Annotated in this window: 19 protein-coding genes and 1 tRNA gene; 10 read left to right on the forward strand and 10 right to left on the reverse strand. The window is 55.6% G+C overall.

Features of this window, described 5'->3' with window-relative positions:
* Positions 1-59: 59 nt before the first annotated feature.
* Together nrdD and nrdG are read left to right on the forward strand one after the other, a co-directional pair.
* The gene (gene nrdD / locus CKV99_RS01735; RefSeq protein ID WP_092257549.1) at positions 60-2,192 is read left to right on the forward strand and encodes an anaerobic ribonucleoside-triphosphate reductase; all 2,133 of its coding nucleotides are present in this window, start codon (positions 60-62) and stop codon (positions 2,190-2,192) included.
* A complete protein-coding gene (gene nrdG, locus CKV99_RS01740; RefSeq protein WP_231910133.1) occupies positions 2,176-2,787 on the forward strand; it encodes an anaerobic ribonucleoside-triphosphate reductase activating protein in 612 nt (203 codons plus the stop codon). Before nrdD ends, nrdG begins: the two co-directional genes overlap by 17 nt.
* Here the strand turns inward: nrdG and CKV99_RS01745 are convergent.
* The 6 genes from CKV99_RS01745 to CKV99_RS01770 all read right to left on the reverse strand — a co-directional run bounded on the left by CKV99_RS01745 (position 2,766) and on the right by CKV99_RS01770 (position 7,564).
* Positions 2,766-3,818, reverse strand: coding sequence for an ATP-binding protein (locus tag CKV99_RS01745; RefSeq protein WP_231910134.1), 1,053 nt, complete (start codon positions 3,816-3,818; stop codon positions 2,766-2,768). The genes nrdG and CKV99_RS01745 overlap by 22 nt on opposite strands.
* 141 nt (positions 3,819-3,959) lie before the next feature.
* Positions 3,960-4,760 (reverse strand): mycolate reductase, encoded by an 801-nt coding sequence (gene cmrA, locus CKV99_RS01750; RefSeq protein ID WP_092257555.1) that lies wholly within the window; start codon positions 4,758-4,760, stop codon positions 3,960-3,962.
* 10 nt (positions 4,761-4,770) lie between these two features.
* Positions 4,771-5,091 (reverse strand): transcriptional regulator, encoded by a 321-nt coding sequence (locus CKV99_RS01755; protein ID WP_092257558.1) that lies wholly within the window; start codon positions 5,089-5,091, stop codon positions 4,771-4,773.
* Positions 5,088-5,498 carry a hypothetical protein gene (locus CKV99_RS01760; RefSeq protein ID WP_092257561.1) on the reverse strand — a complete coding sequence of 137 codons (411 nt, stop codon included), beginning with the start codon at positions 5,496-5,498 and terminating at the stop codon, positions 5,088-5,090. The genes CKV99_RS01755 and CKV99_RS01760 overlap by 4 nt, the downstream gene beginning before the upstream one ends.
* Positions 5,488-5,931, reverse strand: coding sequence for a hypothetical protein (locus CKV99_RS01765; RefSeq protein WP_092257564.1), 444 nt, complete (start codon positions 5,929-5,931; stop codon positions 5,488-5,490). Before CKV99_RS01765 ends, CKV99_RS01760 begins: the two co-directional genes overlap by 11 nt.
* 886 nt (positions 5,932-6,817) lie before the next feature.
* Positions 6,818-7,564, reverse strand: a complete 747-nt coding sequence (locus tag CKV99_RS01770) for a class I SAM-dependent methyltransferase (RefSeq protein WP_092257567.1) — start codon at positions 7,562-7,564, stop codon at positions 6,818-6,820.
* Positions 7,565-8,229: 665 nt separating this feature from the next.
* On the opposite strand from CKV99_RS01770, the gene CKV99_RS01780 reads away from it, so the two are divergent.
* On the forward strand, positions 8,230-8,553 hold the full coding sequence (locus CKV99_RS01780; RefSeq protein WP_092257573.1) for a hypothetical protein: 324 nt from the start codon (positions 8,230-8,232) through the stop codon (positions 8,551-8,553).
* Positions 8,554-8,849: 296 nt separating this feature from the next.
* Here CKV99_RS01780 and CKV99_RS01785 read toward each other — a convergent pair.
* A tRNA-Arg gene (locus CKV99_RS01785) sits at positions 8,850-8,923 on the reverse strand.
* A gap of 129 nt (positions 8,924-9,052) precedes the next feature.
* On the opposite strand from CKV99_RS01785, the gene CKV99_RS01790 reads away from it, so the two are divergent.
* The 5 genes from CKV99_RS01790 (at position 9,053) to CKV99_RS01810 (ending at position 14,689) form a co-directional block, all read left to right on the forward strand.
* A complete protein-coding gene (locus CKV99_RS01790; protein WP_092257576.1) occupies positions 9,053-11,128 on the forward strand; it encodes a cytochrome c oxidase assembly protein in 2,076 nt (691 codons plus the stop codon).
* A 140-nt stretch (positions 11,129-11,268) separates the two neighbouring features.
* Complete coding sequence (locus CKV99_RS01795; RefSeq protein WP_092257579.1) at positions 11,269-11,862, forward strand: single-stranded DNA-binding protein; 594 nt, start codon at positions 11,269-11,271, stop codon at positions 11,860-11,862.
* Positions 11,863-11,937: 75 nt separating this feature from the next.
* Positions 11,938-13,608 carry an energy-dependent translational throttle protein EttA gene (gene ettA / locus CKV99_RS01800; RefSeq protein WP_092257582.1) on the forward strand — a complete coding sequence of 557 codons (1,671 nt, stop codon included), beginning with the start codon at positions 11,938-11,940 and terminating at the stop codon, positions 13,606-13,608.
* A gap of 26 nt (positions 13,609-13,634) precedes the next feature.
* A complete protein-coding gene (locus CKV99_RS01805) occupies positions 13,635-14,072 on the forward strand; it encodes an acyl-CoA thioesterase (protein ID WP_092257585.1) in 438 nt (145 codons plus the stop codon).
* A complete protein-coding gene (locus CKV99_RS01810) occupies positions 14,069-14,689 on the forward strand; it encodes a hypothetical protein (RefSeq protein WP_092257588.1) in 621 nt (206 codons plus the stop codon). The genes CKV99_RS01805 and CKV99_RS01810 overlap by 4 nt, the downstream gene beginning before the upstream one ends.
* 61 nt (positions 14,690-14,750) lie before the next feature.
* Here the strand turns inward: CKV99_RS01810 and CKV99_RS01815 are convergent, their stop codons facing one another.
* Both CKV99_RS01815 and CKV99_RS01820 read right to left on the reverse strand, forming a co-directional pair.
* Positions 14,751-15,182 carry a globin domain-containing protein gene (locus CKV99_RS01815; protein WP_092257591.1) on the reverse strand — a complete coding sequence of 144 codons (432 nt, stop codon included), beginning with the start codon at positions 15,180-15,182 and terminating at the stop codon, positions 14,751-14,753.
* A 20-nt stretch (positions 15,183-15,202) separates the two neighbouring features.
* Entirely contained in the window at positions 15,203-16,201 is a 999-nt protein-coding gene (locus tag CKV99_RS01820) for a mechanosensitive ion channel family protein (RefSeq protein ID WP_092257904.1), read from the reverse strand.
* Between the two features lie 89 nt (positions 16,202-16,290).
* Here CKV99_RS01820 and CKV99_RS01825 point away from each other — a divergent pair, with 89 nt between their 5' ends.
* Both CKV99_RS01825 and CKV99_RS01830 read left to right on the forward strand, forming a co-directional pair.
* Positions 16,291-17,439, forward strand: coding sequence for a cystathionine gamma-synthase (locus CKV99_RS01825; RefSeq protein ID WP_092257594.1), 1,149 nt, complete (start codon positions 16,291-16,293; stop codon positions 17,437-17,439).
* A gap of 163 nt (positions 17,440-17,602) precedes the next feature.
* Positions 17,603-18,319: a GntR family transcriptional regulator gene (locus tag CKV99_RS01830; RefSeq protein WP_092257597.1), complete on the forward strand. Its 717-nt coding sequence runs from the start codon at positions 17,603-17,605 to the stop codon at positions 18,317-18,319.
* Here the strand turns inward: CKV99_RS01830 and CKV99_RS01835 are convergent.
* The gene (locus tag CKV99_RS01835) at positions 18,316-18,972 is read right to left on the reverse strand and encodes a response regulator transcription factor (protein ID WP_092257600.1); all 657 of its coding nucleotides are present in this window, start codon (positions 18,970-18,972) and stop codon (positions 18,316-18,318) included. The two genes, CKV99_RS01830 and CKV99_RS01835, sit on opposite strands and share 4 nt — an antisense overlap.
* Positions 18,973-18,979: the final 7 nt, after the last annotated feature.

Here is an 18,979-nt window from a genome sequence, read left to right on the forward strand (position 1 = left end):
GTAGTCCACATAAGCCGAAATACACTGATGTAATTACGAGCAATGGAGACCGAACCTCGATGACCGCGAGCATGACCGCTGTGACTACCACCGTGACTAAAAAGGATGGGCGCATCGTCCGCTTTTACCCGTCCAAGATTTTGAACGACCTGAAGTCCGCGCAACGCGTATTCGACGTAGAATTCCACCGCACCCCACACGAGATCGTTGAGGCAATCAGCGCTAGGGCACACGAGGCGGGCTCGCTGACCAGCACTGAACTCTTCGATATCGTCCAAGATGAGCTCGCGGACTCGCCTGCGGTGTTGGCAGCGTTTCGGGAGTACAAGCAGATCCAGAACACGCAGATCGCCAACTCCACCAATATTCAGCACCAGCTTGGTCGCCTCAATGACGTGAAGGTGCTCAATGAAAACGGCAACAAAGACTCGCGCACCTTCATTGTGCAGCGCGACATCCTGGCGGGCACCATCACAAAAGCCAAGGGCTTGCAGATGTTCCCCGAGGATATCCGCCGCGCCCATATCAAAGGCTTGATCCACATCCATGACCTGGATCGCAGCCCCTTCCAAGGCATGCCCAACTGCTCGCTGCCGGACTTTGAGTACATGCTGGCTAACGGTTTCACGCTGGGCAACGCGCGTATTGAGTCCCCACGGTCCATCGGGGTTGCCGCCACACTGCTGGTGCAGTTGCTCGGCGCGATCTCTGGCGAACAGTACGGTGGTATTTCGGTGCATGAGATTGACCGCCTGCTTGAGCCTTATGCTGCCAAAAGCCATGAGAAGAACCGCGCAATGTTCGCAGAGGTGCTTGACGACGAAGACCTGATTGAAGCTGCGGCAAAGAAGAAAACTGTCAAGGATATTTATGACGCGATGCAGGCCTTTGAATACCAGGTGAATACCCTGACTACCTCGGCAGCTCAGACTCCGTTTACCTCTATTTCTTTGGGGCAGACCACCAGCTGGTTGGGCCGGGAAATCCAGAAGGCTGTGCTTGCGGTGCGTGAGCACGGGATGAGTGGGGAGACGGCGATCTTCCCGAAGATTTTGTTCTTCGTCGATGATGGCATCAACGCCCGCCCTGGTGACCCGAACTATGACATCAAGCAGGCCGCGATGCGCTGTTCCCGCAAACGGATCTACCCAGACCTGGTCAGCGCGCCGAAGATCCGCGAGGCCAAGGAAGGCCAGCTGATCACCCCAATGGGGTGCCGTTCCTTCCTGCACCCGTGGAAAAACGCTGACGGCCAGTACCAGCAGCTGGGGCGCAATAATTTGGGCGTGGTGTCCATCAACTTGCCGCGCATTGCCATCCAGGCGGAGGGCGATATTACAGCTTTCTTCGACATGCTTGATGATGCCATGGATCTGACTATCCGCGCGCTAAAAGTCCGCGAGGATGGCATTCTCGATGCGGAGTTGGAGTCTTCCCCCATCATGTACACCCAGGGTGGTATGGGTGATCCTACAGGTAAGACGTGCGTGCGCGATTTCTACACCGGTGATCGGTACAAGGCGTCGTCGATAAGCATGGGCTATATCGGCATCCACAACGCAATGGTGGCACTGACTGGTGACCAGCACTGGCACACAGATGCCGCCCACCGCGAGCTGTCCTACGAAATCCTGCGCGCGATGAACCGCCGCGTTGATGCTGCTCAGCCGGATTTTAACGCAAAGATGAGTATTTACTCCACGCCGTCGGAATCTCTGTGCGACCGCTTTGATGATCTTGACCGTGCCCGCTTTGGTGATATCGAGGGTGTTAATGATCGTGGCTACTACGAAAACTCCTTCCACTTCCCGTCCTATGTGGAGACCAACCCGATTGAGAAAATCCACTTCGAGGCCGGCTACCAGGACTTAACCCCAGGTGGTTTCATGTTCTACGTAGAAGCCCCGAACCTGGCGGAAAACCCGGCTGCCTTCGAAGCGATCTGGGACGAGGCCTATGAAAACGTGGGCTACTTCGGCATTAACTCGCCGGTAGATGTGTGTTTCGAGTGTGAATTTGAAGGCGAGTTCCACTGCGACGAGCAAGGCTACGTCTGCCCGAGCTGCGGCAACCGTGACGAAAATAAAGCCAGTGTGACCAGGCGTTTGTGCGGCTACCTCGGCTCGCCGATGAAGCGGCCTGTGGTGGCGGGCAAACAGGAGGAGATCGCCAGCCGTGTTAAGCACATGTGAGCTCAGTCCGCAGCGCGTCACAGTGATCGCGCGTGCCGACGAACGCTCCCGCACCTGGGCACAAACCGACGAGTTCCGCGTCGCCGATTACAAACCATTTCAGGTGCTCGACGGGGAAGGGCTGCGCTGTTCCCTTTATGTGAGCTACTGCCCGTTTAACTGTGCGAACTGCTACAACAAGGTCGCGCAGAAGAAAACGTACGGCACTGCCTACACCGATGAGCTAGAGCAGCGCATCATGGCTGACTTAGCCAACCCTCGGGTGGCTGGGCTGACCTTGTGTGGTGGCGAGCCCATGTTGTCCGCCAAACACCTCCTGCCGTTGGTGCGCCGCATCCGGGCCGAGCTACCGGAGAAGACCGTGTGGTGCTACTCCGGCTACCGGTGGGAAGTGTTGCAGCTTTTCGACGATGAACGCCGCGATTTCATTGCGGAACTTGATGTGCTGATCGACGGTCAATACATCGAAGAACTGCGCGACGAGGGTGCACTGCTGCCTTTTCGGGGCTCCTCAAACCAGCGGCTGATTGATGTGCAGGCCTCACTGGCGGCAGGAGAAGCAGTCGAGTATGACTACGCCCTCGTCGATAAGTAATCTCCAAGAAAAGGCAGGGCGAAATCGACAAAGCCATGGCCGGTGGCGCGGATCAGGCCACGTTCAATGAGCCTGCGCCGATAGGTGGTTTGCTGGTTAGCGGGAATCCCCATGCGCTCAGCGATTTCAGATGTGCGTGCAGGGGTTCCAATCTCGACCATCGCGTGAAGATACGCTTCTTCCCGCTCAGGCAGGGCGCGCAAGGCTGGTTGGTGCACTTGCAACCCCATCCGCTCCTTGACTAGAGGCATACTTCGTTCAAGATCTGACTCGGAAATGGTGGTTGTGTCGGCCAGGGTAAAAGAGATCGAACCAATCAGCTGGATCAGATAAGCGTATCCGCTGGTGACATCCACAGCGGCTTGGATTGCTGCAGGGCTGAACTCCCGGCCACCCTCTGCGGCGGTTTCTTGGAACGTGCGGGCAACATCGTCATCTGCAATGGGGTCTAGCTCGATCGGCACTGAGCGGCGTAAAAAGGTGGTTCCCGGCAGGGCAAGCAACTCAGCTATCTCAAAAGGCAGTCCGGCAACGGATAATGCAATAGGTAAAGAATCACGCACGATATTTTGGATCGCATCAGTAAGCGTGTGTAAATCCTCGGGGCGAGCTGACTGGAGTTCATCCTTGGTGAGAAAAACACCAGAACCACTTTGTTCGGCTAGTTCACATGCTCGGCGCAGCAGCCGACGAAGCGAGGGGGCGGGGCTATGCTCAGGCGTTACCTCCGTGCTGACGGACCCAACACCCGCGATAGACGCTGCAGTAATCGTGCGCTGATCTTTCTCACCAAGTTGCTTCAGCAGCAGTGGAAGCTCGGTGTCTCGCAGATCCGCGAGCATGTCGCGGGAGGCCGGGATTCGCACAACATGCCAGCCTAAGCGGGCAGCTTCATCTTCAATCAGGTTCAGCAGCACTGTTTTGCCCGCCCCGCGAGCCCCGCTGATCAGCGTGAACCGGTACGGCGAGCCTGGCCCTTCCTGTAGCGCAATGCCAACCTGGGCCACTACTGCTTCTCGCCCAGCAACCACGATCGGTGTGGTGCCAAAGCTTGGCCGAAAAGGGTTCCTTAACAATCCTCTACCTCCACAACCCGAATCCTTGTACGATTTGTACGAATTCTATCACTCTGTACGATTTGTGCGATTTCGGCCGAGCTTGCGAAACCTGGCCTAGCCCATCTGGGAGTAGAACTTGCCGACGATCGGGGCCGTCAACCCGCGAGGCAGATAGGATCCCGCCCAGTCCATCACTTTCGATAAAGGCCCAGGCACAACGCGGCGTTTGTTGTTCACCAGTGCCTCCAAAGTGTCTTGAGAGCAGGACTCATAAGTGGTCCACAAGAAATCGGGCACGACCTTATCCACGATCGACTGCTCTTCCTCTGGAACTTCTGCCTCACGCACCGGCCCGGGAGCTAGGAGGGTGACATGGATGCCGTGTTTTTTCATCTCATAGTGCAGCGCCTCAGTAAAGGCGTTCACTCCAGCTTTGGTCAGCACATAGGTGGCATTATTCGGAATGGGAATATTGCCTGCTGCAGAGCCAACATTGCAGATCGCACCGTGGCCTCGCGGCACCATCTGATCCAGCGCGGCCTTGGTCAGCCGGAACACCGCAGTTGCGTTCAAGTTGTACTGGTCCACCTCATAGTCCCAGTCTTGCTCAATAAACGGCCCGAAAGAGGCAATGCCCGCGCTATTAATACAGATGCTGATGGTGTAGCGCGACATCTCGTCGATAAGCGAGCTGACTGCGTCAGAGTCAGCAAGGTCGGCGGCGTGCACGATCACCTCAACCCCGTGGGCGGAGCTGAGTTCGTCGGCAAGTTCTTGCAAGACGCTCTCGCGCCGGGCAACGATGATGAGGTTATAACCGGCAAGTGCGAGATCGCGGGCGATAGCACGGCCAATGCCCTGGGAAGCGCCGGTGACTAGCGCGTAGGAATCGATGGTGGGGGAGGGAAAAGTCATGGCCGCCATTCTAGCTGTTGGGCGTGCTCTGGCCAGCAATCTCGCGCAGGGCAGCGATGTGACCGTCGAACGCTTCCTTACCTTTTGCGGTGAGCGTGACCCACACAATGTCTTTAGCGCGGCTTGCCCCGTACTCGCGGGACCGGGTGATATAGCCTGCTTCTTCCAACGCACCGAGCTGTTTGGAAAGCGTGGCATCAGAAACCTCAACGGCATCGCGCAGGGCGGAAAAACGCATCTCATAGCGCACATCCCCCTCTACCGCGCCCGCAGCGTTAAGCGCAGCACAAATTTTGAGCCGATTAATGGGGTGAATAACAGGGTCGATCATGGTTGATTATCACGCAGGTAGAGTATCCCGGCGAGCGTGCCGACGATGCCTGCCGCCACCGTCACCCACACCGTTTCATTGGGGCCAACAAAAACAAGTGCCGTGGTCACTAGTGAGGCAATTAAGGCGGGCCAGGATCCACGGATTTTCGGATCGTCGAAAGGGTCTTCATTCGGGTGAAGCCTGGTGCGCTGCGGGCCGAAAAGCCGGTGGCGCAGGAGGAAAGCGTAGGCGACGAATACGATGAGGATGCCGAGTGCTAGTAGCCACACAGGCCACGTCAGTGCTGCGGCGAATCCGCCAACTAGTAGGCCAAAGAGTGCATCTGCCCACCGGGTTGGTTGAAACTGGATTGTGCGTTCAACCTCGGCTACCGCATTAAGGTCTGAGTGTGCATTAGTGTCCACGGCGGAAACTCCATTCAAAAATAAGTCCTAGAGTGATGGCGGTAGCAATACCTGCACCTATTGACCAGGGCAGTGAGCCTTCCGGGATGAGCCTGATTAACACCGACCCCACCGCGTAGACAGCAACTACTGTGACGATGGTGCGGGTGGGTTTCTGCCCTGCTTGCAGGTCTTGTCGAGGTGATGGGCGCACAGGCCCGTTGAATTGGACAATCAAGAGAAAAGGAGCCACTAGCAAGAGTGTCACGACCAGGATGAGGGGCCAGTTGCCTAACTCTAAGTTGGTGGTGGCTACGATCGCGCCACCGATCAGTGCGATCGCCCAGGCGCTCATCCGATGCAGAGCGCTTGGTTTTGGTGGCTTGGTGTGGCTAATTGTTGCCAGTGCCTCGCGTGCATCGGCCACCGTGACCGGTTCGTCCGTTGTCTCCATCAACTCCATCCTTATAGTCTTTATTTTCCGATATAGAAAGTATCTCACTTTCCTCTATGGAAAACAAGGGACTGTTGTTCTGATTTTCAACCCAATGCGGACGAAAGTAGTCCCGGTGGGTGGAATCACAGAAAAGAATGTGGAGATCTATGTCACAAAACTTGACAAATTGAAAAATATAGATTCAGCAAAAGTGGAACAAAAATTAGTGCTGAATTGAACGCAAAAAACCAGGCATGATCGGACATTCGGGGAGCTAAAATTCGGGCGGAAAACTCCCTTTCCGGGAAAGGGTAACCATGCAACGGGACCGGTCGATCATGGCTGCTGAATGTCCTGAAAAGCCAGGTAGAAGTATGTTTATGCACATTTTATATCTGGCTAAATTGTGCAACTTCTAGCAACAATCAATGTCCGTGCTGCTGTGTAGAAAGTTGATCGACTGAGGTGATCGTAGTTGAGAGCAAAAACAAGCGGGCAATTACAAACTTATTTTGAAGTTCGTTTTGGCTACGAATCGCTTCTGTCGGCGAGGCGCGAGAGAAAAAGTTTGAAGAACCTGGTCTGGATTTGCACCCCCCAATAAGGGCTAAGTAGCATCAAAGGTGCAAGTTCAAAACATCAAGAAAGGAAAGCAAGAATGAACATCGTCAAGACTTACGCAAAGAACATCTTCGCCAGGGCTCTCGAGCACAAGGATTCCTTCGCAATCGCGGCAGGCAATCTGAACGCTCACAAGCACGACTAAGAACTAAGAACTAAGAACTAAGAAACAAGAAGAAGCGACTGAGTAGTAGAAAACGCAACTAAACCTTCGCGTTCTCCGCTGCACGGCCTCTGCCCACACCGGGTAGGAGGTCTTTTTTATTGCTTTGGCTAATACCCGCTAAGTCACTTTCCAGATAGCCAACACGAAACGCATGGTCACGCGGATAGTGATGGTTTCTTCTGGGCCAACTTTTTTATCGATCGCATCAAATAACCCTGGGCCGTACTCGTCGACATGCATTGAAAGCTCGGCTTTCAGTGAATCGCGGTCTAATTCGCGCTCATCACTAAACCCACTGTGCCTGAGTTGGGGCTGTGCGCCGATGCGAAACGCCTCGCCCAGTTTCATCCCAAAAGACTCGCCCATGCGGTTCGGGTTATATTCTGGTGCGTCCGGGATGGCTGCCACCAGTTCTTCCATCACATCCACATGCTTGTACACCGGGGAAGCCATAATGACGGTCTGGCGGGCTAAAGAGTGTAGTTTTTCCACGGCTGCACCGTCGCGGATTGCGGGGCACCGGTTGGCTATTACCAGGTCATAGCCGTCGGCAAGCTCTTCCGGCACTCCGGTAGTCCAGTCATGCTGGATGAAGGTGAGGTTGTCGGGGGCGTCGTTACGCGCAAGCTCGATCATGCGTGCCGACGAATCCACACCCACCCCATGCGCAATCTTGTCTGCCATGGTGTTGAGGTGCCAGCCCGGCCCGCAGCACACATCAAGGACTGTGCCGCCGTGGGGGATGGCATCGAATTCTTCTAATGCTGCAAGAAGGTCATCATTGTGCCGGTGTTTTAAACGCTTGTAGAAAGAATCAGCGATGAGATCCCACCGGGATTGCCCCGTGGGTTGCCCCGTGGACATGAGGTTACTCCTTAATCAGATACTTAAGTCAGGTGCCTAGTCAGGAATATTGTTCAGTTCCAGCCACTCTAACACGTATTCAATTGATCATTCGATTAATGATGTGGGGAGGGTGTGTATCTTTGGGTCGTGTTGGTGATCATGGCGCCTTGAAACGGAAGGCAGTCACGGACGATAACCAAAGCGGGCCGTTGCACGTTCCTTTCTGGTGGTAGTCCCCGGTCCTAGCTAATTGGTGTAAGCAGGGCAGTGTAAGCAGGGCCGGAGTTTTAAAATTCGCATTGACCAGAATTGGTGAAAGTGGCATACTCGAGCACAATGGAAGAAAGGATCAGGTGAATGGGCGATGACCATCACACCACCCAGCATCCCAACCCGGAAAAGCTCTCGATGACCTACCTGCCGTCGCGTCGGACAACAAAAATAGCGACACCCATCCCCACGGCGAGCGACGTTATCGGGAAGACCTGGACGCTCACAGGAGACTGTCTCAGCTCAGCGATGAAGCGATACTTGGAGATCTACTAGACGCAGGGAACGAAGGAGCGCAGGTCGAAGCCATCGCTCACCTTGTTGCCGAGCGTTACTCGGGTCCGCTGCCACCCGCGCGTGAGCTAGCCCAGTACAACGAAGTACATCCCAAAGCTGTGGAAATAATCCTGGGCATGGCAGATCGTACTAACAAAGCACTGGTCCGCAGACACGAAGCGGAAGCCGACGCTATCACAACAAACTCGCGGATAGATGAGAAAGCCGTGCCACGAGGACAGTGGCTTTCTGCGATGCTTATTGTCTGTCTGTTTGCGTTAACTCTAGTGGCGCTTATCCTCGATCGCGGATGGGCTGTAGCACTGTTCGGAGTTGGTGGGCTGAGCCTGATGTTGATGAATACCCTGCCTACTTTGATGAATCGAAACCACAAGGCTGGCTTACCTGATCCTTCGGAAGAAGAAGGAGAGGAAAAGCCTGAAAGCCCGGAAAACGGTTAGTGAGATCACGATCCGGGCCTTCCGGGTGTTGGCTGGCGGGAATACATCGAAGTGAAATACCAGGTTGGCATTCCTATTCAGCTTAACGGGTATTCAACGGGACGAAGTGTGAGTGGCCCAATTTTCGCTGATCCTGCGGCTTAGCGTGAGGAGGTGCAGACCTGCTTAAGCAGGCTGAAAGCACACATTTTGTCCCTTAAGCCCATTTTGTCCCTTCAGTCCAGCCTCGCGGCTGCCTAAAACACAAAACCCCCACTACCTCCTAAAACACGTGGTAGTAGGGGTGTGGCCTGAAGCGCCCCCAGCAGGATTCGAACCCGCGACCCACCGGGTAGAAGCCGGTTGCTCTCATCCACTGAGCTATAGGGGCAGTGAGACAGTAGTTTAGCGCATGCTTGCTCCGAGTCGCATTTCCCCACCATTGTCCACCATCAGCCACCATTGTCCACCGTCGTGCCTAGTTCGGCCAAACCAAGCGTGGCCACTATCGTGTACAACTATGTCCACAAAACAGGCGGTCCGTTCAACGTGGCCGATCTATCTGGCCACGATCCTGGTGGCTGCAGTAGTCGCTGGTTCTATTTCCTATAGTTTTTTGGCCGAATCTTTGGCGGCGTTGGGGATCCCTGATCCTGGCCCTGCCACCACCTTCGGTCTGCCCGCACTGCGCGGCGCCGGTTGGTTGTTGGCGGCGCTGTCGATCGGCTCATTTTTGTTCAGCGCATTCCTGATCCCGCCGGATGGCAAGGACCTCAATGAAGCCGAGCTGACTGTCGACGGGCACATCGCGGCACGCACGGGTGCTTCCGCAGCGGCCGGGATGGGCCTCATTGGCCTGGTGATGATCCCCATGGTCATGTCCGATACGTCAGGCACACCTCTTGGGCAGGTATTTTTCCAGCCTACCGCGTGGGCTGCTGCATTAGAGTTGCTGGCAGAGGCAGTGGTGTGGTTGATTGTGACGATCATCGCAGCTCTTGTTGCTTTCTTCGGTTTTATTCGCAGCCAGTGGGCTGCGCAGCCGGCTTTATTGATCGGTGCGGTGGTGATGATCGTCCCGCTTGGTATGGCAGGCCATGCCGCTACCGGCGGTGACCATGACTACGGCACCAACGCTTACCTGTGGCACTTGATTTTTATGGCGGTGTGGATCGGTGGATTGCTAGCGCTGGCTGCCCACGGGCGCCGCCTTGGGCCTCATATGGAAAAAGGGGTCGCGCGTTATTCGCGCATCGCACTATTTTCGTTTATCACTGTGGCGATCTCAGGTGTGGTGGCAACAGTAATCCGCATCCAACCCGAGGACCTTTTTAGCACACGGTATGGGCTGATCATCGTGGCAAAAATCGTCGGCACGCTCTTGCTTGGCTTATTTGGTTTTGCTCACCGTCAGCTGACTATTCCAAAGCTTAACGACGATAAATCCGCCTTCGTTCGTCTTGCTGTTGTAGAAGTGCTGATCATGGCTGCGGTGGCTGGTATTGCTGTGACAATGGGGCGTACACCACCACCGCCTCCGAGAGACCCCAACCTGACCGCGATGCAGATTCAGATGGGCTACAACCTGTATGAAGCACCGTCAATCGGAGTAGTGTTTACCACCTGGCGTTTTGAGATCCTGTTTACGGTGCTGGCTATTCTGGCGGCAGGCTACTACTTGTGGCTGCTGCGCCGAGTAGAAAACTGGAACCACAAATACACTTTCTGGTGGCTGCTGGGTTGCGCCACTCTGGCAATTACTACCAGCTCTGGCATTGGTATGTATATGCCTTCGGGGTATGCAATGCACATGGTCGGCCACATGATTTTATCCATGGTGGTGCCGCTGTTCTTGGTGTTGGGCGCACCACTGACATTGGTACGTCAGGCTTTTCCCGAAGATGGTTTTAACCCTCGGGCGTGGGCCATCGCGCTGCAGAACTCTAAGTTCATCCAGATCATCACGTACCCGCCGGTCTCCACCCTGCAGTTTATTTTCGTCTTCTACGTGTTGTATATGTTCCCGGACTTTTACTCTTTAGCTATTTCAGAGCATGCAGGGCACGTGTTGATGAACGTCGCTTTCCTGGTATCCGGCTACTTCTATTTCTGGGAGTTGGTGGGGGTTGACTATATCAAGGGCCGCAAACGCACCCCGATTCGTTTGCTGTGGTTGTGGATTTCCATGCCGGCTCACCTCTTTATGGGTGTGTACCTCATGCAGCTCAACACTGTGATGGGAGAAGAGTTCTACCTCTCCCTTGACTTGCCATGGAACCCGGACTTGCTGCGCGACCAGAAAAATGGTGGCGGTATCGCTTGGGCTTCCGGCTCTTTCCCGCTGATCCTGGTATTTGGCATGCTGTTTGTCTCTTGGCGGCGTGAGGATAAGGAAGAAACCACCCAGGTGGATAAGAAATTAGACACCGAGGGCGACGATGAGTGGGAGGCCTATAACAAAATGCTTGCCGACGCCGCCGCCCGGGACAGGGCCCGCGAAGAAGCTGAGCGGCCGTCGATAAGCGCTGCTCAACGCCGTACGACGGGGATTGTGCGCCGAGATCATACTACAGATCCCAACGACCGCAATACATGACGAGGAATGTGACCTATTTCTGTGGATAACGCAGGGTTATCCACAGATTTCAAAAGTGCGCAAACGCCGAGTGCACAGTTGAGTAACAATCAGCAGTAGTCGCCTCGACCGAGGCGACAAGACTCAACAAAGGAGCAAACATGGCAAGGCACATCACCACAATTTCTGGCAACCTCACGCACGACCCCTTCTTCGAACAAACCCGAAATACGAAGGCCGATCTGTGCAAGCTGCGTCTGGCTAGTTCGCGTCGCGTGCGCGCTACGTCAACCCGCAAGTTGAACTACAACGAAACGGCGCCGGACGGGGTGAAGACCTTCACGCATGAAGGAGAAACGTGGGTGGAAGAAGATACCTGGACCGACGTAGATACCCTCTATCTGGATGTTGAATGTTGGGGCGAACTCGCCGTCAACGTGAAAGCCTGCCTGTTCCGCGGAGCTCCCGTGACAGTGACTGGCCAGTTAGTAACAGACCAGTGGGAAGTCACCGACGACCAGGGCAACACCATCACCCGCTCCAAAATTAAGATGCGGGCCACCGAAGTTGCGTTTGACCTGTCACGCCATCAAATTGCGTCAGCGAAAACGGCCGGTACCACGCATGCGCCGGAGGGCATGGAGGCACCGAAAATACAAAGCGCAGAAGACCTCCTCGCTAAACAGCTCAAGGAAGCACAGGGGGATGCGTCGACAAGCGACTACTTCGCGGAAGCTGAGGCTGTCTCGGTTTAGCCGAAGTACGGTTGTCGGGCACGTGATGTACCCTTTGTGTTGATTGATACAACGTAAATTGCAAAGGGGTTTTTCGTGGCCGAATTCATCTACACGATGAAAAATGTTCGCAGGGCCATCGGTGACAAAGTCATTCTGGATGACGTCACCATGGCCTTCTACCCAGGCGCCAAGATTGGTGTTGTGGGCCCGAACGGCGCAGGCAAGTCGTCGCTGCTGAAGATCATGGCTGGCATTGACCAGCCCAATAATGGCGAGGCATTTTTGGACCCGGGCGCCACCGTGGGTATCTTGCTGCAGGAACCACCTCTGAACGAGGACAAGACTGTTCGTGAAAACGTCGAGGAAGGCCTCGGCGACATCATGGACAAGAAGCAGCGCTTCGACGAGATCGCCGAAGAAATGGCGACCAACTACACCGATGAGCTCATGGAAGAAATGGGCAAGCTGCAGGAAGAGCTCGACGCAGCTGACGCGTGGGAGGTTGATTCCAAGATCGACCAAGCCCTGAACGCGCTGCGCTGCCCGCCAGCTGATGAGCCTGTGGTCCACCTCTCTGGTGGGGAACGTCGTCGCGTGGCACTAGCGAAGTTGCTGCTCACCCAGCCTGACCTACTGCTTCTCGACGAGCCCACGAACCACCTGGACGCAGAATCCGTGCTGTGGTTGGAGAAGCACTTGAAGGACTACCCAGGTGCAGTCTTGGCCATTACACACGACCGCTACTTCCTCGACAACGTTGCGGAATGGATCTGTGAGGTTGACCGCGGCAAGCTTTACCCATACGAGGGAAACTACTCCACCTACCTGGAGAAGAAGGCAGAGCGCCTCGAGGTTGCTGGCCAGAAAGACAAGAAGCTGCAGAAGCGCTTGAAGGATGAGCTGGCGTGGGTCAAGTCCTCACCAAAGGCACGCCAGGCGAAAAACAAGGCACGTCTGGAGCGCTACGAAGAAATGGCAGCTGAAGCGGAGCAGTACCGCAAGCTGGACTTCGAAGAGATCCAGATTCCAACCCCGCCACGCCTGGGTAACCAGGTTGTGGAGGTAGAAGACCTGGAAAAGGGCTTCAACGGCCGCACTTTGATCAAGGACCTCTCATTTACTCTGCCGCGTAACGGCATCGTGGGCGTGATCGGCCCCAACGGTGTGGGTAAATCAACCCTGTTCAAGACCATTGTGGGCTTTGAAGAGCCGGACGCGGGCACCGTGAAGGTGGGCGACACCGTGCAGATCAGCTACGTGGACCAGAACCGTGAGAACATCGACCCGGAAAAGACGGTGTGGGAGGTTGTTTCCGACGGCCTGGACTATATTGTGGTGGGCCAGAACGAGATGCCATCGCGCGCTTACCTCTCAGCGTTCGGCTTCAAGGGTGCTGACCAGCAAAAGCCGTCTAAGGTGCTCTCCGGTGGTGAGCGTAACCGCCTGAACTTGGCACTGACACTGAAGCAGGGCGGCAACCTGATCCTGCTTGATGAGCCGACGAACGACCTCGACGTCGAAACGCTCGGTTCCTTGGAAAATGCGCTGCAGAACTTCCCGGGCTGTGCGGTGGTGATCTCGCACGACCGTTGGTTCTTAGATCGCACCTGTACCCACATCCTTGCGTGGGAAGGTGACCAAGAGGAGGGTAAGTGGTTCTGGTTCGAAGGAAACTTCGGCGACTACGAGCAAAACAAGATTGAGCGTTACGGCGAAGAGGCAGCTAAGCCTAAGGCTTCGACGCACCGCAAGCTCACACGCTAGAAAGAATCTGGTTAGGATTGGGCATTATGTCGGACCAAACTTCACATATCCATATCCACGAGGTTCCTCTGCGCTGGGGTGACTTTGACCGTTACGGGCACATCATGAACGCCCGGTACGTTGAACTCGCCCAGGAAGCTCGCGTTGAATTCGCTGACGAATACTTCGAAAAACGTGGGCATGAGTTCGCCGTGTTTGTGCGTCGCATCGAGTGTGATTACTTACGCCCCGTGCTGCCGGATACAAAGTCGGTGACGGTGGAAACCATGGTTGTTGATGTTGGCAACACGTCCTTCACCACGCGCCAGGAAATCAAGGACCGCCAGGGGCGCACCGCTTGTGTGGTGGAATGTGTCCAAGTGGCCATTGATGTGGATATTGAACGTCCGCGCTCCCTGACCCAAAAGGAGGTGGGTATCCTCACGATGAAACCAGAGGTGCCCGCCGACGAGGAAGACGAGTGATCCAGGAATCGCTGACTATCACCGACGGCGCCGCCGGCCTTCGAGCCCTGGTTGGGCGCGCCGTCGGTTTAGATGCTTCGGCTTCCGCACGCTTCTCTGCGCGTGACGACGACACCGTCGACGTGTTCGTGACCACCCCCTTTGATGTGATTGCCTCCCGCCGTGTCCTCGGCACCTGCTCGCGCGATGGGGCGGTGGTCTCCGCGATGGACTTATTGGATGCCCTAGCCGACGAGCGCTCAGAGATCGGCGCTGCACGCGACCCAAACTGGCTGGGTGCGCTGCCACCGAAAGACGGTTTTGAAGAACGGGAAGTGTTGCCGGTTTCGGTGGTGCGTGATTTGGCCGACCAGGGGCAAAGTCTTGCCCGCCAGTTTTCAGGGCCCCTGGGCCCTCCGAAGTCTCTGCTCGACCAACCGGTGATCACCATTAATAATGACGTGGAAATCCCGATGCGGATGATCTTCGCCTGCACCTCATTGGGACTGATTCCCGGCTTTTCTACACCCCTTGAGATCCCGCGCCATCTTCGGGTGGCTACTGCGGGTCGGTGGACCCGTCTCGATGCACCGTTCGGCTCGGTTTATCGTTCCACCAGCCTCGGCCTGTTTGTATGACCTTCTCGCACTGAGTGATCATCCCCGCACTGAGTGTGGGGGTAGGAGATCTCGGAGGCCACTACTTTCTGTAACTGCGGTTCCTCCCAGAGACACACGTTAGGCGCAGAGAACCTAAACCAGGCTGGTTGATCATCATGGCGACGACGCGGACCATATGGTTCCAGAGCGCAGCGCGATGTTCTGTAGAAACCTCGAGGCTTTCCAATGAGTTGTGCATTAACTCCAGCCAGCGCTGCGCTTCCGGTTCCCCGATTTCAAACGCAAAGTGGCGACGCCGCAGCATAGGCGCCCCGCGCTGTTCATTGAACGTGGGTGGGCCACCCCAATACTGCGCCAGAAACCACTTCAAACGCAGTTCAGCGCCTTCCCAATCATCGTGGGGGTACATCGGCCCAATGAGGTCGTCGTCACGCACTTGCGTATAAAAGCCCTCGACGAGCGCGGAAAAGAACGCGTCGCCACCTACTTGGTCATAGAACGATTGGGACATGTCCTACACCTTACGGGCAGTTACTCCTCTTTGCTGGCTGGGAGATGAAACCGTCCGTTAGGGTAGGGCAGCGGGACATCCGCATCCTGCAGGTCGTCCAAGATTCGCCTGTTCAACTGGCGCTGCACTGCCCACTGCTTGCCTGGCAACGTTTTCACTGAAACGCGGTAACTCATGTGGTCAACGGCAAACTCGGTGACGCCATTAAGCACCGGAGCGTCTAAAACAAGGCCTTTCCAATCATCATCGTCGACGGCGCGTTGCGCAGAGGCGAGAATGATATCGGCGACCTCGTCAGGGTCCGCGCTTAAAGCAACGGGAATCTGCACGCGGGCCACTGAATAGGTTGCGGTGAAGTTGCCCACTTGGAGCATCTCGCCGTTGCGGACATACCACAGTGTGCCGTCGATATCGCGAACCGTCGTAATGCGCAAGGTGACCTCTTCGACGTCACCGGATATGCCATTGACCTCGATATTGTCGCCCACGCCGTACTGGTCTTCCAGGAGCATGAAGATGCCAGACAAGAAGTCTTTCACCAGTGACTGGGCACCGAAACCGATAGCCACACCCACAACACCCGCAGAGGCAATCAACGGGCCGATATTCACACCGATCTGATCGAGCACCGCCAAAGTCGCCCACACCCACACGATGATCGCTACTGCTGAACGCCCCACGCTAGCAAGGGTTTTCACGCGCTGCTTTCGCCGCTCCTCCTGTGCTTTCTCCTGCACCGTGAGCTCATCGTCTGTGCCACGGAAGAGCGTGGGAAATGCCTTGCCTTGATTTTCAATGTTGTGGCGCGCGGCACGATTGATCAGGCGGACCAGAATCCAATGGACAAACGCCGCGACAAGCAGAATAAGCAAAATTTTCAGCGGGCGCTCAACAACCCACTCCCGTGTCACCGGATCTTGCCACCATGATTCAACGCTTTCAATGGCATCATCCACCGAGGTAGGTACCGGAGTGCTTTCTTCTTTAGACAAGTACTTGATTAGTGTGTCTCCTTTCATCACGCGGCCAGTGTAGCCATGCATATAATTCAACGCCTTCTGAACCGCTGGTCTAATATATTCGTAATCTCGTTCTAGAAAGGAACCCCATGACCCGCGGTACACCTTCTGGTTTCTCCACGGACTCCATCCACGCCGGCTACCAGCCGGACAGCCTGTATGGCTCCATTAATGTGCCCATTTACGCCTCCACTACCTTCCAACAGGACGGACTGGCGCAATTGCGCAACGGCTACGAATATACGCGAGTGGGCAATCCGACGATCACCGCGCTGGAAAAAACGGTCGCTGCTCTCGAAGGGTCCGAATATGCTGTGGCGTATGCGTCGGGGATGGCGGCTATTGACACAGTGCTGCGGATCCTGATGAAGCCTGGCGATCACATCGTCATCGGTAACGATGCCTACGGTGGCACATACCGGCTGATTAACCAGATCTTCAACCAGTGGGGAATCGAGAATACCGTGGTCGATACCACCAAGCCTGAGCAAGTGAAGGCTGCGATCCAGGGCAACACGAAGGTGATCTGGGTGGAGACCCCCACCAACCCAGCCCTCGACATCGTGGATATCCAGGCGGTTGCTGACATCAAGGGCGCGGCCACGCTCGTTGTAGACAACACGTTCGCCTCGCCGTACCTGCAAAAGCCACTGGAGTTCGGTGCGGATGTGGTATTGCACTCGACGACGAAATACCTGGGCGGGCACTCTGATGTGATCGGTGGGCTGGTGTGCGCAAGCGACGCTGACTTGGAAGAGCAGCTGCGATTCTTTTTCGGCTGGGTTGGAGCTATCCCGTCACCCTTCGATACGTATCTCACCGCGCGCGGCATTAAGTCTTTAAGCGTGCGCATGGAGCGCCACTGCGACAATGCGGAGAAGGTAGCGGAATTTCTGCAGGGCCGCGACGAGGTTGAGCGCGTGTGCTACCCGGGCCTGCCGGGTCACCCGAATCATGAGGTGGCCAAGAAGCAAATGAAGCGCTTCGGTGGCATGGTGTCGGTGATCTTTAAAACGGAGGAGCAGGCGAAGAAGTTCTGCACGTCCACCAAACTGATTGCTTTAGCTGAATCGCTCGGCGGTGTGGAGTCTTTGGTGGAGCATCCCGCTACGATGACGCATGTTTCAGTTGAGGATTCTGCCCTTGCAGTACCACGGGAACTAGTCCGCATTTCTATCGGCATCGAGGATGCGGATGACCTCATCGCGGATATTGAGCAAGCACTAGAACAGTTATAAACACTAGCCCGGGCTAGACAAGTTATAAGCACAGAAAGGCTGTTTAGCTGTAGCAAAGATCATGCACAAGTAGCACTCGGCCACAGTTGGGGATGTGTACCATAATCGGTACACCGTAATCGGTACACCGTAATCGGTAGATACACCAACCAGTGGAGGCGGCATGGCTCGTAAACCAGCGTATGTTGCCATTGCTGAGTCGCTGCGCAACCGGATCGAGGATCACACTTACAAGCCCGGTGATCGGCTGCCTGCGGAACGTGAACTCGTGGACGAGTTTGGGGTTGCCCGCATGACTATCCGCCACGCTTTAGACTTATTACAGCTGGAAGGCCTCATTGATCGCAAACGTGGGCGTACTGGTGGGACTTTTGTGCGTGCTGTTCCACCCATGCTCGAGTTGACAAAACTTGACGAAGTGGGCACCCAACTGACCGCTTTGGAGGTTGAGCATTCCCACGAAATTGTGAGCCAGGGTTTAGTCCCGGCACAGCCCCCGGTGGCTGCGGCTTTTTCCATCGATTCTGGTGACGATGTTTTTCGGGTGGAAATTGTGCGCTTGATTTCGGGAGTGCCAGCCATCCTGGAAACTACGTATGTCCGAAGTGAGATGTCGTTGCAGGAGACGCTCGCCAACGAACTTCAGGCGGACGTCGAAAAGCGTGAGGATGTGATTACGCCAGGGGTTGCCACCGAGGACGAACGGATCCGTCTGGGTATCGCTAGCGCTACCCAGGTGTTACGAGTAACGCGCACAACGTACTTGGAGGATGGTTCAGTCGCCGCGCTGTCCTTTTTGGTCATTCGCCCTGATCTAGCTCACGTGAAAGTGGTCACGGAGCGCCCGGGGCAGAAGCGCCCTAGGCAGAAGCGCTCCTAAACGAGGCGGTAGCCGGAGCCGCGGATGGTTTCTATTCTTTCGGAACCAATTTTCTTCCGCAAAGTGCGAATATAGACATCCACCACGTTCGATCCTGGGTCAAAGTCCATGCCCCACACCATTGAGAGCAGCTGTGCACGTGACAGTATCTGCCCGGGGTGGCGCAAAAAGGTTTCCAGCAGGCTGAGCTCGCGGCGCGATAAATCTTTCCATTTGCCGTCTATGTTGACGCGTTGGGAGCGCAGGTCAAGCACCATGTCGTTGCGGGACAATTTCACCGATGATGTCGCTTGGGCCTCGCTTAATCGGAGCCGGACTCGGGCAAGCAGTTCGGCGAACTGGAACGGCTTGGGCATGTAGTCATCGGCACCGCCTTCGAGCATGCGTACTCGCTCCTCGAGATTGGTACGCGCCGTCAAAACAATAATCGGGAGGGGGATTTGGAGGGCTCGTATCTGCTTGAGAATGTCGGCGCCGTCCATGCGAGGCAGCCCAAGATCGAGGATCATCAAGTCATAGTCCCCGGTTCGTGCCATTGCGAATGCCGCCGGTCCTGTGTCGACGGTGTCGCAGGGGTAACCGGCTGCGGTGAGGCCACGCTCAATGAAATCTGCGATTCCGTGGTCATCTTCGGCGATTAAAATTCTGCTCATTTTACTC

Origin of the sequence: Corynebacterium cystitidis (assembly GCF_900187295.1) — a bacterium.
In the GTDB taxonomy this organism is placed as follows: Bacteria; Actinomycetota; Actinomycetes; order Mycobacteriales; family Mycobacteriaceae; genus Corynebacterium; species Corynebacterium cystitidis.